This window comes from Citrobacter sp. Cf136 (genome assembly GCF_030333815.1).
Taxonomy (GTDB): Bacteria; Pseudomonadota; Gammaproteobacteria; order Enterobacterales; family Enterobacteriaceae; genus Citrobacter; species Citrobacter freundii.
Genome location: NZ_JAOWFE010000029.1, coordinates 102,598 through 116,444, shown reverse-complemented (window position 1 = coordinate 116,444; position 13,847 = coordinate 102,598). Strand labels below are relative to the sequence as shown.

The following is a 13,847-nucleotide window of genomic DNA, read 5'->3' as shown; positions in this document are numbered from 1 at the left end:
CTTTTCGTTCCGGCTTCAGGAAGTGCCGCCACTATAGGTATTTGCTGGTAGAACCTCAACGGACAATTTATAATGGCTCAGATAAAAAAAACTAATAGGTTACAGCCTGTTAGCTAATTGTTAAATTCATTTAACATCAAAGCCTAAAAGTCATGTCAAAACGATTACCACCTTTAAATGCGTTGCGTGTTTTTGATGCTGCAGCGCGTCATTTGAGTTTTACTCGCGCAGCAGAAGAGCTTTTTGTGACGCAGGCCGCAGTAAGTCATCAAATCAAGTCTCTTGAGGATTTCCTGGGGCTGAAGCTGTTTCGTCGACGCAATCGATCTTTGCTGTTAACGGAAGAAGGCCAAAGCTACTTCCTCGACATCAAAGAGATTTTTTCGCAATTAACCGACGCGACGCGTAAACTTCAGGCACGTAGTGCAAAAGGTGCACTTACCGTCAGTTTATTGCCCAGTTTTGCGATCCAATGGCTGGTGCCCAGACTCTCTAGCTTTAACTCAGCTTATCCGGGAATCGATGTCAGGATCCAGGCGGTGGACCGTCAGGAAGACAAACTGGCGGACGATGTAGATGTGGCGATTTTCTACGGACGCGGTAACTGGCCGGGTCTGCGCGTTGAAAAATTGTACGCAGAATATTTATTGCCGGTCTGCTCGCCGCTATTACTCACCGGTGATAAACCGTTGAAGACGCCCGACGATCTGGCTAAACACACATTATTGCACGATGCGTCGCGCCGTGACTGGCAAGCCTATACGCGCCAGCTTGGCTTGAATCATATCAACGTACAGCAGGGACCTATCTTCAGCCATAGCGCCATGGTGCTACAGGCTGCTATCCATGGACAGGGGATTGCGCTGGCTAATAACGTCATGGCGCAGTCCGAAATAGAAGCCGGACGTCTGGTCTGTCCGTTTAACGATGTTCTGGTCAGCAAAAACGCATTTTATCTGGTTTGTCATGACAGTCAGGCAGAACTGGGTAAAATAGCCGCCTTCCGTCAGTGGATTTTGGCTAAAGCGGCCACGGAACAAGAAAAATTCCGCTTTCGTTATGAACAATAATTTACGTAGGGTATTCACATGACCAGCCGTTTTATGCTGATTTTTGCCGCCGTAAGTGGCTTTATCTTTGTGGCGTTGGGTGCCTTTGGGGCACATGTTCTGAGTAAAACCCTCGGTGTCGTTGAGATGGGGTGGATCCAGACTGGCCTTGAGTATCAAGCGTTCCATACGTTGGCTATCTTTGGCCTGGCCGTCGCCATGCAGCGACGCATTAGCATTTGGTTTTACTGGAGTAGCGTATTTCTGGCATTAGGAACGGTGCTGTTTAGCGGCAGCCTGTATTGCCTTGCGCTCTCTCATTTACGCCTGTGGGCGTTTGTTACCCCCGTCGGCGGTTTCAGCTTCCTTGTGGGCTGGGCGCTGATGTTAGTGGGTGCTATTAGATTGAAACGTAAGGGCGTTAGCCATGAATAAGGTTGTGTTGTTGTGTCGCCCGGGTTTTGAAAAAGAGTGCGCCGCAGAAATTACGGATAAAGCAGGGCGCCGGGACATCTTCGGTTTTGCCCGCGTGAAAGACAATGCGGGTTACGTCATCTTCGAATGCTATCAGCAGGATGATGCCGAAAAGCTAGTGAAAGAGCTGCCGTTTAGCTCACTGATTTTTGCCCGTCAAATGTTTGTGGTGGGCGAACTGCTGCAATATTTACCGCCGGAAGACCGCATTACCCCGATCGTTGGCATGCTGCAGGGCGTGGTGGAAAAGGGTGGCGATCTGCGTGTCGAAGTCGCCGACACCAATGAAAGCAAAGAGCTGGTTAAGTTCTGCCGTAAATTTACCGTACCGCTGCGCGCGGCGCTGCGTGAAGCGGGCGTACTGGCAAAATATGAAACGCCGAAACGTCCGGTGGTTCATGTTTTCTTTATCGCCCCTGGCTGTTGTTATACCGGTTATTCCTGGCCTGACAATAACTCACCGTTCTACATGGGTATTCCGCGACTCAAATTCCCGGCCGATGCGCCGAGCCGCTCAACGCTGAAGCTGGAAGAAGCGCTGCACGTGTTTATCCCTGCCGATGAATGGGATGAGCGTCTGGCGAACGGAATGTATGCGGTGGATTTAGGGGCCTGCCCGGGCGGATGGACCTATCAGCTGGTTAAACGCAACATGTGGGTTTACTCGGTGGATAACGGTCCAATGGCACAAAGCCTGATGGATACCGGACAGGTCACCTGGCTGCGTGAAGACGGATTTAAATACCGTCCGAATCGCAACAATATTTCGTGGATGGTCTGCGATATGGTGGAGAAGCCGGCGAAGGTTGCCGCGCTGATGGCACAATGGCTGGTCAACGGCTGGTGTCGTGAGACAATATTCAACCTCAAGCTGCCGATGAAAAAACGCTACGAAGAGGTATCACAGAACCTGGCTTATATTCAGGCCCAGCTTGATGAACATGGCGTAAATGCCCAAATTCAGGCGCGTCAGCTGTATCATGACCGTGAAGAAGTAACCGTTCACGTACGTCGTCTGTGGGCGGCCGTCGGCGGTCGTCGCGACGAGCGATAAGGCTACAATCCAGGTCGGATGGCGGCGAAATCGCCCTATTCGGCCTGGATTGATTCAATCAGCTGTGTATCTGAAACAATATGCGTCACATCATCCAGATGCCCAATTCTGGCCCCTCCCGAACGATTAAATTTACTTTTATCGATCAACAATAAAGATTGCGATGCGCGCTTAAGCAGAATGGATTTGAAGTCTGCGTTGGTTGCATTTGAGTCCCAGAGCGCACCGTCGCTGTCGATCCCTTCGCAGGAAAAAATAAACAGGTCAATATCGAGGGATTTTAGCTGCGAGATAAGCGAGGGATTAACGTAGCAACCGTATTTGCGCTCAAGGCGACCGCCGGAGCTAATAAGCTGAATGTGTTCACGTTTAGCCAATTCCTGGCAGATGGGCTGGCTGTTGGTAAAAACGTGAATGTTGATGTCCGGTAGCTGTCGCGCCAGGTACCAGCATGTTGAGCTGGCGTCTAAAGCTATCACCATACCTTCTTCGATCCATGCCAGCGCTTCGCGGGCAATATTTGCTTTGTGGGCATAGTGGCTTTTTAGTCGTATATGGAACGGGTCGCCACTGTCCTGATTTTCCCGATGAATAGCCTTGGCCCGCCCGTGATTGCGTAGCACCTTGCCCTGGGTTTGTAATTCACTGAGATCGCGGCGGATGGTCTCTTTGCTAACGTTTAGCTGCAAAGACAGGGCTTCAGTTGTCAGGCTTTTGTGGTGGGTAAGCAGATCTACGATTGCCTGCTGGCGCGCCGCTTTCATGTTCAGATCCTCATCTGATGATAAATGCCCGTACCAGACGGGCATTCTGACCAGAGATTACGGCGTTACCCCTTTTTTTAAAAGAATATTCCCGTACTTTGCCCGCTCTCCTGTGATAACGATTGCAAACGCCTTTTGCGCTCGTTCGTAAAAGGCATAACGGTCAATACGCGTGATGTCTGGACAGGGGGCCTGCAATGAAAGCGCCTGTCGATAGCGAGCCTCGACGTCAGGATCGAGAGCGTCGCCTTCTACAGCGGCCATCATCACCAGCGGTGGGGCGTAGCTGTCCAGTTCAAAAAGCGGAATAATCGCCTGCAGCAGGTCGCTGACCAGCAGGCCGTCGGCGCGAATCACCTGCGGTCCCATGCTATGAGCCGGAAAATGAGCATCGGAAAAGATAATCTCATCGCCGTGACCCATTTCAGCCAGCACCTTCAGCAGGTCGGGGGAAATTAAGGGGGATATTGTTTTGAGCATGTTACTCGACTCCTGTCAGTTCGGATTCGGTTTGCGGATAGAAGTAACGGTACTGGTAGCGCACCTGTGCACGGGCCTGTTCCGGTGAGGGAAATTCCCTAATGCCTGACCAGGCAAACATCGCGGCGCCTGCGACGGTGGTTTCGGCGTCATCCAGCACTTTGACAGGGATCCCAAGCACATTAGCTTTAATCTGGTTCCACAATGCGTTACGGCTTCCCCCGCCAACCAATAACAATTCAGTGGCCTGGAAATGACCGATTTTTTCCAGCGTGTGTAAATTCCGCTGCAACTGTTCTGTCAGCCCTTCCAGTGCGGCGCGATAAAAATGCCCGCGGGTGGTATTGAGCGTAACCCCTTGCCAACCCGCATTCTGAGAGGTCAGCAGGTCGCAGTGCATCTTGACGCCTTCTGCGCCAGCAGGAATGGACCGGGCTTCGTCAATCAGCGTCTCCCAGGGCGATTCGGCAGTCCAAAACAGCTTACGCACCCATTCAAGCACGCCGGAAGCCAGCCACTGCATGCCGGGATTATACAGCCCGACCTGACTGTCTAATTCACAGGTGGAACCCGCATAATGGCTGAGCAGAGAGGTGTCCACCTGTGCGCTGCGTACCATCAGAATTTCCCATGTACCGGAAGAGAGCACCGGTTCGTCTGGCTGAGCTCCTGCGCCAAAGAGCGCAAACTGCGTGTCGTGCCCGGCAGATATCACAGGAATACCCACTGGTAGCCCGAGCTGGCTGGCGGCCTCGTTTTGCAGTACCCCAATCTGTTCGCCCGCTTCCACCAGGCGTGGAAACAGTCGGCGCGGTATGCCGGTCGCCTGCAAAATGTCATCACTGAAATCGCGCTGCTGGATGTTCAGCATCTGGCTGGTGCCCGCCATGGTGATATCTGTGGTGAACTCGCCGGTTAAACGGTGGTTGATAAGCGATGAGATAAACAGCCAGGCGTGCGCCTGTTCCAGTAATTGTGGATGGTTTTCTTTCAGCCACACCAGTTTATACAGCGTGTTAAAGCTAAACGCGCCGACGCCGGAGATTTCCTGCAACTGCTGCGGTGACATGTAGCGATGGATATTTTCCATTACTGCTGCGGTGCGTGGGCACTTCCAACTGATTACCGGATATAACTGCCTGCCGTGTTGATCGACCAGCGCACCGTCTACGCCGAAGGTGGTGACGGCGATCCCGCAGATACGGCAATTGGCCAGTTGCGTGGAGAGCCGCTGACAGCAGCCGGCGAAGCGTTGCAAAATGGCTTCCAGCGACCACTGATGCCAGATACCGTTCTCCGCGGCAATATCACTGGCGTTGGGCGTAGAGGCGCGGGCGATAATTTTTCCCTGACGGTCAACGGCTATGGCCCGCACGTTGGTCGCGCCACAGTCGAGGACCAGGATAACCTCTTGTTTCATAATTGCTCCTGGGAGATTACCTATTGCCGGATGGCGGCTTCGCCTTATCCAGCCTACAAAACCGTGCGCTTCGTAGGCCTGATAAGACGCGTAAGGGCCACCATCAGGCAATTGCTCGATGTTTAACGCTTATACAGCGGACCGTAGTTCTGGCAGGCGCGATAATCCTGGCCTTCCGTATCCATTCCGTGGGCTGCCCAGGCTGAAGGACGGTAAATTTTCTCGTCTTCCACGTTGTGCATGCAAACCGGGATACGCAGCATGGCGGCCAGAGTGATAAAGTCTGCGCCCACGTGACCAATCGTCAGCACTCCGTGGTTTGCACCCCAGTTAGCCATAACCGAATAGACATCGCTGAACGGGCCTTTACCGGTTAAGCGCGGGGCAAACCAGGTGGTCGGCCAGGTAGAGTTAGTGCGTGCATCGAGCTGGTCATGCATATCTTCCGGTAATTCCACGCTCCAGCCTTCGGCGATTTGCAGTACAGGCCCCAGGCCTTTGATGATGTTGATGCGAGTCATGGTGAACGGCACGCCGCCCTCGGTCAGGAAGCGAGAGGAGTAGCCGCCGCCGCGGAAGTATTCGTGAATAGCCGGACACCATTCGGTTGCCGCCAGGCAATCATCGACCTCTTTTTGCGAGATTTCCCAGTGCGGTTTCATGGTCGGTTTCCCTGCGTCGTCGCGCTGTTTGCAGGAGCCGTCCAGTGCTGCCGAGCCGGAGTTAATCAGGTGAATAATGCCGTGCTCAGCAAGGCCGGTCAGCGGTTTACCCGTGACACGCTCCACCGCTTCTGGCGACCAGTAGGTGCGCACATCGGCAAAGACCTGCGCCGTGCCGGTGAGTTGATGGCCGAACAGCATCGCCACGCCGTTCAGGCTGTCGTTTTCGGTGGCGACAACGAACGGTTCGCGTATGCCATTCCAGTCAAAGGAGCTGTTGAGCAGCGCTTCGGCGGTATCACCATTCGGATATTGATCGGTCCAGTGACGCTGGCCCTGGAAGCCTGCGGCAATCGCGTTGTATCCCAGCGACTCTTCAACCCGACCTTTGTCGGCCAGCTTCTGGTTACCCTGCATCATGTCGCGAATGCACATGGCCATTAGCAGACTCTCTTTCAGCACCGCACGGCTCTGTTCTGCATTGCGCTTATATTGCTGCGCGTTCTGATCCTCGCCGTAGCGGAAGTTTTTGTCCGCCCATGCCAGCGCCATTTCCAGCTCAGCTTCGTCATAGATTTTTTGGTCGATGCGACGACGCAGTTCGGTCATATCAACGGGTTGAACTTTCATTCCCAGCCAGGATTCAAAGAAGTTATGATCGACAATAGAGCCGGCAATACCCATTGAAACGCCGCCTACGGACAGGTAGGTTTTGCCTTTCATACCGGCGACGGCTAAGCCCGCGCGGGCAAAGCGCAGCAATTTTTCTTCCACATCGGCAGGGATCGTGGTGTCGCCGGCGTCCTGTACATCATGGCCGTAAATAGAGAAGGCAGGAAGTCCTTTTTGATTATGCGCAGCCAGCGCGGCGGCCAGATAAACGGCCCCCGGACGTTCTGTACCGTTGAAACCCCAGATAGCTTTCGGCCGCATTGGATCCATGTCGATGGTTTCGCTACCGTAGCACCAGCATGGGGTCACTGTGATGGTCACGCCCACATTCAGGCTGCTGAATTTTTCTTCGCAGGCGGCAGATTCCGCCATCCCGGCGATACAGGTGTCGGCAATGACACATTCAATTTGCGCGCCGCAGGCGTGACGAAGTTTCTCAGCGATCAGCGCAGCGGTGGCTTTAGCCATATTCATGGTTTGCTCTTCGAGCGATTCACGAACACCCATACGGCGCCCATCAATCACCGGACGAATGCCAATTTTCGGTAAGCTATTTTTTTTCATTCGAGGTTCCTCATCTCACTTTATGCCGTGCTGCAAAAGCGGATGTTGAACACCACCGTCGCAGTTGGCTGAATAACTCATTTTTGCTAACTCGAGTTAGCTTAGGTATTAGAGAGTTTTTTGCACAACTTTTTTGTTGTGGAACTGTGAGAGGCTTCACGAGAAGTGGTTAAAATTCGATCTGTGTCAAATAAACTAGAACGCATATTTTTGTATAAATTCTTTTAAATTAAGTATTTGCAATAAATTGTTTGTTCAGCGTCACAGATTTAAACCAAATGATTTGGCTAATTTGAGTAGCTAAAATAGCTTTAAAAGGCACTTCGCTAACTCGAGTTAGCATGATTGATAAAACGCATATGAACGTATAAGTAGCATTCGCATTAACGGTGACGATGGCTTCCTGGCAACCTTTTTTCGCCTGATTCACTGATTGCAGTTTCTGTATATTGAGGAAAGCAGCAATGTCTGAAACATTTTTACAGATGAGTCATATTACGAAACGTTTTCCCGGCGTATTAGCGTTGAGTAATGTGGATTTTGCTTTACGCAAAGGCGAGGTTCATGCGCTGCTGGGTGAGAATGGCGCAGGAAAGTCTACGTTAATGAAGATTTTATCCGGTGTTTATCAGCCTGATGAAGGAGATATTATTTTTGAAGGGCAATCTGTTTCTTTTGCGAACCCGTTGAGCGCACAAAGCGCAGGTATCACGATTATTCACCAGGAATTTAATCTTTTCCCTGAACTCACGGTAGAAGAAAATATTTTTATTGGCAGGGAGTTTTGCAAAAATAACCGCTGGCGTCTGGATGAAAAACAACAGCGACAGGCTGCTATCGATATTTTGCAAAAATTAAACCTGAATATCTCCCCAGAAACGCTGGTGGCCGATCTGACCGTCGCGCAACAACAAATGGTTGAGATTGCTAAAGCGATATCGGTGAATGCTAAGATCCTTATTATGGATGAACCGACGGCGGCACTGACGGAAACGGAAATCGACAGCTTATTTCAGGTGACCCGTTTGCTGAAAGAACAGGGAACGGGCATTGTTTATATCTCACACAGACTGGAAGAACTGGCGCTGATAGCCGATCGCGCTACGGTGATGCGTGATGGTCAGTTTATTGCCACTGTAGATTATGATGCGGTTAAAATTAGCGACCTGATTGCCATGATGGTTGGGCGGGACCTCGGCAATATCTATCCTCGCCGTGGACCTTTGGCTCAACGTAAGCCGGTGTTGGAAGTCAGCGGTCTGACTCGCAATGGTGTACTGAACAACATTGATTTCACCCTGTATCAGGGCGAAATATTGGGCTTTGCCGGTCTGATGGGCGCAGGGCGTACCGAGCTGGCGCGGGCGATTTTTGGCGCGGATCCCATTGATGGCGGAACCCTCAAGCTAAACGGAAAAGTGACGGTAATTAAAGATATTCCTGATGCTATCCAACAGGGTATCAGCTATTTAACCGAGGACAGAAAAAAAGAGGGGCTGGCATTAGGACTGTCCGTTGAGCGTAATATTATGTTGGGCAATTATCCTGAATATTCTGACCGCTATGGCAATGTGGACAGCAAACGTTGTCAGAAAACCAGCGAGGAACAGGTTAAAGCTCTACGGATTAAAACACCACATTTAGAGCAGGCTGCACTGAATTTAAGTGGCGGTAATCAGCAGAAAATTATTATTGCCAGATGGGTATGTAAAGATACCGATATTCTCATCTTTGACGAACCCACTCGCGGTATTGATGTGGGGGCCAAACTTGAAATTTATGAATTAATGAATCGACTGGTGGCAAAAGGGAAGTCAATTATCATGATTTCCTCTGAATTACCGGAAGTGCTGGGTATGTGCGATCGCATTTTGGTTATGCGTAATGGACGTATTACCGGGGAGTTAGCTTCTGATGACGCCACACAAGAAAAAATCATGCAATACGCGACGTTAGAGGACTAATTTATGACTATCTCTGTAACCTCTTCAGACAGCAATAATAAGAAAATAAAAATTAACAAAGAACTTTTAATGCGCCTTGCGCCGCTTTTGAGTCTGATTATTTTAGTAATATTTTTTAGTTTTGGTTCGCCATTTTTCTTTAACACTGAAAACATCATGACAATTGCCTTGCAAACGTCAGTGATTGGCATCATGGCAATTGGCGTTACCTTTGTCATTATCACTTCAGGAATCGATCTTTCTCTTGGCTCGGTAGTGGCCTTTTCTGGTGTTGCGGTAGGCATCAGCGCCACGCTGGGATTGCCTCTGCCCGTATGTATTCTGGCGGGGGTGCTGGCCGGGGGATTATGCGGCTATATCAACGGCCTGCTGGTTACCAAAATGACTATCCCGCCTTTTATCGCCACGCTGGGCCTGATGATGTCAGTCAGAGGCATCAATATGGTGATGACCGATGGTCGTGCGATTTATTTCGCTGATTACCCCACCTTCAAAATGCTGGCCCAGGGACGTTTGTTCGATGTGCTGCCATATCCCGTTTTTTACCTGGTGGTGGTGGCGTTAATTGCCGCCTACATCCTGAAGAAAACGGTGATTGGTCGCTATGTTTACGCCGTGGGTAGCAATGAGGTAGCCGCACATCTTTCCGGTATTAAAGTTCAGCGCGTCAAAATTTTCGTCTACGCCTTTTGTGGTCTGCTGACTGGGATTGCCGGGGTGATTCTGGCTTCTCGTTTGAACTCAGGACAACCAACGGTCGGCGTGGGGTATGAGCTGGAAGCCATCGCGGCGGTTGTTATTGGCGGTACGAGCCTGATGGGCGGAATTGGCACCATCGGCGGCACGATCATCGGCGCATTCATTATGAGCGTGCTGAAGAATGGTCTGAACCTGATGGGCGTTTCCCAGTTCTGGCAAATGGTTGCCATGGGCGTGGTGGTCATTGCCGCGGTTTATCTCGATACATTACGCAAAAAAATTCGTTGATTTACGCTCCCGGAAGTCACGGGGCATCATAACCCTGACGTTTAGGGTGACTCACTCAGAACGGAGTAAAACAATGAGAACCAGGAATTTTGTCTATGCGTTATCCCTGTTGGCCTGTATGACATCCAGCGTATTGGCTAAAGATATGAACCTTCCGGTGGTCAGTAAAGGTTTCCAGCATGAATTCTGGCAAACCGTGAAAATGGGGACGGAAGCGGCAGCAAAAGAGTTGGGCGATAAAACCAGCTATGTTGGCCCGGCGGATGAAACTCAAATTGCTGAGCAGATTCAGTTGGTTGAAAACGCGATGGCGCAAAAACCTAATGGGCTATTACTGGCCGCGTTAGATGCCAATGCGCTTGCGCCATTAGTTGAGACCGCAAATTCACGCGGTATTAAAGTTGTGACGTTTGACTCCGGCGTGAATTCCGATATTCCGGTGAGCTTTGTCGCCACGAATAACCGTAAAGCCGGTGCAGAAGCCGCAGACGCGCTGGCAGCGGAAGTGGGCAGTAAAGGGAAAGTGGGCATTATTGCGCACGTAGCAGGGACCTCTTCTGCGATTGAACGTTCGGAAGGGTTTATTGCCCGTATGAAGGAGAAATATCCGGATATTCAGGTGCTACCGGTCCAGTACAGCGATGGCGATCCGCAAAAAGCGATGGATAAAACCATCGATATGATCCAGGCCAATCCTGATATTGCAGGGATTTATGGCACGAATGAAGGTTCAACGCTGGGCGTAGCAAACGCTATTGATAGTCAGAACCTGAAAGGCAAAGTGAAAGTGATTGGTTTTGATAGCACAGAGGCAATTATTGCCTTCCTGAAGTCCGGAGTGATTCAGGGATTTGTGGTGCAGGACGCTTATCAGATTGGCTACCAGGGTATCAAGACGCTGAATGCAGCGGTATCGGGTCAGTCTGTACCGAAAGAGATTGATATTCCGGTGAAATTTGTCAGTGCGAAGAACATTGATACCCCGGAAATTGACAAATTGTTACACCCATTTGGTAAAAAATAAGACCGTTGGGGCGAGGTACTCGCCCCATCATTAGCCAGCGTCAGGGAGTTACTATGGGCAGTGGATATTTCCTCGGTGTGGATGTCGGTTCCGCCAGCGTCAGGGCTGGTGTCTTTGATGCCAGTGGCACACGGCTGGCTTTTGCGACACGCCCCATCTCGCAGTTTCGACCCGGTCCTGAGCGGGTTGAGCAGTCATCTGCAGAAATCTGGCAGCAGGTTTGCCAGGCAGTGAAGGAGGCGGTGTCGTCATCCGGGGTTTGTATTGAGGATATTCGCTCATTGGGATTTGATGCCACCTGTTCATTGGTGGTACTGGATGAACAGGGGCGGGGCCTGGCGGTTTCACCAGGCGAACCGTCAGACCATAACATCATCATGTGGATGGATCATCGTGCGTCGCAGGAGACGCAGCGTATTAACGCCACGCAGGATCCGTCTCTACGCTACGTTGGCGGTGAAGTCAGCGTCGAAATGGAGCTTCCCAAAGTGCTATGGCTGAAAAAACATTTTCCAGCCACCTGGGAGAGCGCACATCGCTTCTACGATCTGGCGGACTTTCTGGTCTCTAAAGCTACCGCTAATGATGTTGCAGGACTGTGCACGCTGACCTGTAAATGGAACTATCTGGCACATGAACAACGCTTCAGCCACTCCCTGCTCGACGCCGTTGGATTAACGGATTTGTTGGGCAAAATCCCGTCGCGTATTCTTCCGCCAGGCGCTGGCGTTGGAACGCTTAGCAGCGATTCGGCCCAGGCGCTGGGGCTGACGACTGCAGTGGTCGTCGCCAGCGGTATGATTGATGCCCATGCTGGCGGAGTTGCGCTTGCCGGGGTTGAGCCTGAGGGGACGTTGGCGCTGATTAGCGGAACGTCAAATTGCCATATGCTGTGCAGCGAGCAGGAAATTCATACGCCAGGTGTTTGGGGGCCTTATTGGTCAGCCATGCTGCCAGGCTACTGGCTGACGGAAGGGGGGCAGAGTGCTGCTGGGGCGTTAGTCGACTGGACGCTTCAGGAATCAGGAGCCAGTGCTGAGCTGTTTCACAAAGCTGAGGCCCGGGGCTGCCATCCCATTGTTTTAGTTAATGAATGGGTTGCCGCACTTGAGGAGCAGGAGTCTGAGCCTGGTCGTTATCTGCATGTGCTTGCCGATCACCACGGTAATCGTTCGCCGCGCGCACGGCCCGATGCTCGAGGCAGCATCTGTGGTTTGACGCTGGAACGAGGTGAGATGCAGGTAGCTCGCCTGTACCTGGCGACATTACAGGCGATCGCCTGCGGTACGCGGCATATTATGGAAGTGATGCGTGAAAACGGTCACACCATTTCCCGACTGACGCTGTGCGGCGGCGCAACGCATAACCCACTGTGGATGAGAGAATATGCCGATGCTACCGGATGCGATATTCATCTTATGCAGGAAGAGGATGCGGTGACGTTAGGTGCGGCTATCACTGGCGCGGTAGCATGCGGCGCGTGGGCAACTATACCGTCCGCATGCCGGGCGATGGTTCGATCGGGCGAGGTGATTAAGGCGAACCCGGCGCGGCGGAACTTCTATGATCGCAAATACCAGGCTTATCTGATGCTGTGGGATCAGCAGCAGGCGATTAACCAACTTATGCAGTAAGACAAAAGTTTAAAATACTTTTATGATTGTAGATTGACGTTTTTGGATGTGGACTGGGGCATATAGATGGCTAAAACAGTAGAACAGATAGCCAGCGATCTGAATTTATCGGTTACGACCGTACGACTGGTGCTGAACGGGAAAGCAGAGCAATATCGAATCAGTGTCAAAACCCAAACGCGTATTAATGAATATGTCGAGCGCTATGGTTACGTCATTAACCATTCAGCACGTAGCCTGAAATTAAATAAAACGGATACTTTGGGATTGATTGTACCCAATATTTCCAACGTCTTTTTTGCCACACTCGCAGAAAAACTTGAGCAACGCTGTCGTCGTTCAGGTTATCAGTTAACGATTAGCTGTACCTATGACGATGTTGATTACGAAAATAAACTGACCAAAGCGTTAATCGCCCGTAATGTCGATGGCCTTTTTATTGTTCCCTCAACGTTAGAGAATCAGCAACACCATTTACGTCAGGTCAGAAAACCGATGGTGTTACTTGACCGTGATTTTAAGTATACCGATAACGCACTGGTAGAAAGTCATAACATCTTGGGCGGCGAGAAATTGACGCAGAGTCTGTTTGACGCTGGAAAGTCGCCAATCTGGTTTTTAGTGGGGGATACTGGATTACCCAGCATTGGTGATCGTTTGCAAGGTTATCTTAATGCATTGAACAATAATGGCATTTCACATAGAGATTGGGTGCGCGAAGGTCCGGACAACACACCTGAAGGTGGTTATCGACTGATGGATGAGTTGATCGGCGAACAGGGCTGTCCGCAGGCGTTTATCGCCTCATCATTACCGGTACTGGAGGGGGCCATTAACGCTATTCGTAATCGTTTAGGCACAATTCCACCGGAAATTAATATTGGGACATTCGATGAACACCCAATGCTGGGATTCCTCGCCAATAATGTCTGGTCAATGCAACAGGATGAAAATGTCTGGGCGGAAAAAGCATTCGATATGATGATGAGTGCTATTGATGATCACCCAATTAAAGAAACTGTAAAAGTTGAGATGAAACTTATTAAGCGCGTAAGACAACCTTAATATGTCGCTATAAATAAATCGGCCAACTGAATCT

At 50.8% G+C, this 13,847-nt stretch carries 12 protein-coding genes; 8 read left to right on the top strand and 4 right to left on the bottom strand.

What is annotated here, in order from left to right; all coding sequences use genetic code 11:
- Window positions 1–152 precede the first annotated feature (152 nt).
- The 3 genes from gcvA to rlmM are packed head-to-tail and all read left to right on the top strand — an operon-like array spanning window position 153 to window position 2,577.
- Complete coding sequence (gene gcvA, locus OGV98_RS01125) at window positions 153–1,070, top strand: glycine cleavage system transcriptional regulator GcvA (protein ID WP_003034035.1); 918 nt, start codon at window positions 153–155, stop codon at window positions 1,068–1,070.
- 18 nt (window positions 1,071–1,088) lie between these two features.
- Window positions 1,089–1,484, top strand: a complete 396-nt coding sequence (locus OGV98_RS01120) for a DUF423 domain-containing protein (RefSeq protein ID WP_003034037.1) — start codon at window positions 1,089–1,091, stop codon at window positions 1,482–1,484.
- The gene (gene rlmM / locus OGV98_RS01115; protein ID WP_071445288.1) at window positions 1,477–2,577 is read left to right on the top strand and encodes a 23S rRNA (cytidine(2498)-2'-O)-methyltransferase RlmM; all 1,101 of its coding nucleotides are present in this window, start codon (window positions 1,477–1,479) and stop codon (window positions 2,575–2,577) included. Before OGV98_RS01120 ends, rlmM begins: the two co-directional genes overlap by 8 nt.
- A gap of 35 nt (window positions 2,578–2,612) precedes the next feature.
- Here rlmM and fucR read toward each other — a convergent pair whose 3' ends face one another.
- The 4 genes from fucR to fucI all read right to left on the bottom strand — a co-directional run bounded on the left by fucR (window position 2,613) and on the right by fucI (window position 7,139).
- The gene (gene fucR, locus OGV98_RS01110; RefSeq protein ID WP_049015100.1) at window positions 2,613–3,341 is read right to left on the bottom strand and encodes an L-fucose operon activator; all 729 of its coding nucleotides are present in this window, start codon (window positions 3,339–3,341) and stop codon (window positions 2,613–2,615) included.
- A 57-nt stretch (window positions 3,342–3,398) separates the two neighbouring features.
- Window positions 3,399–3,821 (bottom strand): L-fucose mutarotase, encoded by a 423-nt coding sequence (fucU, locus tag OGV98_RS01105; protein WP_003840383.1) that lies wholly within the window; start codon window positions 3,819–3,821, stop codon window positions 3,399–3,401.
- A 1-nt stretch (window position 3,822) separates the two neighbouring features.
- On the bottom strand, window positions 3,823–5,241 hold the full coding sequence (gene fucK, locus OGV98_RS01100; protein WP_210943311.1) for an L-fuculokinase: 1,419 nt from the start codon (window positions 5,239–5,241) through the stop codon (window positions 3,823–3,825).
- 122 nt (window positions 5,242–5,363) lie between these two features.
- Window positions 5,364–7,139: an L-fucose isomerase gene (fucI, locus tag OGV98_RS01095; protein ID WP_003034050.1), complete on the bottom strand. Its 1,776-nt coding sequence runs from the start codon at window positions 7,137–7,139 to the stop codon at window positions 5,364–5,366.
- 464 nt (window positions 7,140–7,603) lie between these two features.
- Between fucI and OGV98_RS01090 the strand changes: the two genes are divergently transcribed.
- The 5 genes from OGV98_RS01090 (at window position 7,604) to OGV98_RS01070 (ending at window position 13,813) form a co-directional block, all read left to right on the top strand.
- Window positions 7,604–9,103, top strand: coding sequence for a sugar ABC transporter ATP-binding protein (locus OGV98_RS01090; protein WP_003034052.1), 1,500 nt, complete (start codon window positions 7,604–7,606; stop codon window positions 9,101–9,103).
- Between the two features lie 3 nt (window positions 9,104–9,106).
- A complete protein-coding gene (locus tag OGV98_RS01085) occupies window positions 9,107–10,090 on the top strand; it encodes an ABC transporter permease (protein ID WP_003034055.1) in 984 nt (327 codons plus the stop codon).
- A gap of 73 nt (window positions 10,091–10,163) precedes the next feature.
- Window positions 10,164–11,114, top strand: coding sequence for an ABC transporter substrate-binding protein (locus OGV98_RS01080; protein ID WP_003034057.1), 951 nt, complete (start codon window positions 10,164–10,166; stop codon window positions 11,112–11,114).
- A 53-nt stretch (window positions 11,115–11,167) separates the two neighbouring features.
- A complete protein-coding gene (locus OGV98_RS01075; RefSeq protein WP_046670355.1) occupies window positions 11,168–12,748 on the top strand; it encodes an FGGY-family carbohydrate kinase in 1,581 nt (526 codons plus the stop codon).
- Window positions 12,749–12,814: 66 nt separating this feature from the next.
- On the top strand, window positions 12,815–13,813 hold the full coding sequence (locus OGV98_RS01070) for a LacI family DNA-binding transcriptional regulator (RefSeq protein WP_003034060.1): 999 nt from the start codon (window positions 12,815–12,817) through the stop codon (window positions 13,811–13,813).
- Window positions 13,814–13,847: the final 34 nt, after the last annotated feature.

Coding starts and splice junctions, on each gene's coding strand:
- gcvA (WP_003034035.1), top strand. CDS start 153: ATGTCAAAACGATTACCACCTTTAAATGCGTTGCGTGTTTTTGATGCT.
- OGV98_RS01120 (WP_003034037.1), top strand. CDS start 1,089: ATGACCAGCCGTTTTATGCTGATTTTTGCCGCCGTAAGTGGCTTTATC.
- rlmM (WP_071445288.1), top strand. CDS start 1,477: ATGAATAAGGTTGTGTTGTTGTGTCGCCCGGGTTTTGAAAAAGAGTGC.
- fucR (WP_049015100.1), bottom strand. CDS start 3,341: ATGAAAGCGGCGCGCCAGCAGGCAATCGTAGATCTGCTTACCCACCAC.
- fucU (WP_003840383.1), bottom strand. CDS start 3,821: ATGCTCAAAACAATATCCCCCTTAATTTCCCCCGACCTGCTGAAGGTG.
- fucK (WP_210943311.1), bottom strand. CDS start 5,241: ATGAAACAAGAGGTTATCCTGGTCCTCGACTGTGGCGCGACCAACGTG.
- fucI (WP_003034050.1), bottom strand. CDS start 7,139: ATGAAAAAAAATAGCTTACCGAAAATTGGCATTCGTCCGGTGATTGAT.
- OGV98_RS01090 (WP_003034052.1), top strand. CDS start 7,604: ATGTCTGAAACATTTTTACAGATGAGTCATATTACGAAACGTTTTCCC.
- OGV98_RS01085 (WP_003034055.1), top strand. CDS start 9,107: ATGACTATCTCTGTAACCTCTTCAGACAGCAATAATAAGAAAATAAAA.
- OGV98_RS01080 (WP_003034057.1), top strand. CDS start 10,164: ATGAGAACCAGGAATTTTGTCTATGCGTTATCCCTGTTGGCCTGTATG.
- OGV98_RS01075 (WP_046670355.1), top strand. CDS start 11,168: ATGGGCAGTGGATATTTCCTCGGTGTGGATGTCGGTTCCGCCAGCGTC.
- OGV98_RS01070 (WP_003034060.1), top strand. CDS start 12,815: ATGGCTAAAACAGTAGAACAGATAGCCAGCGATCTGAATTTATCGGTT.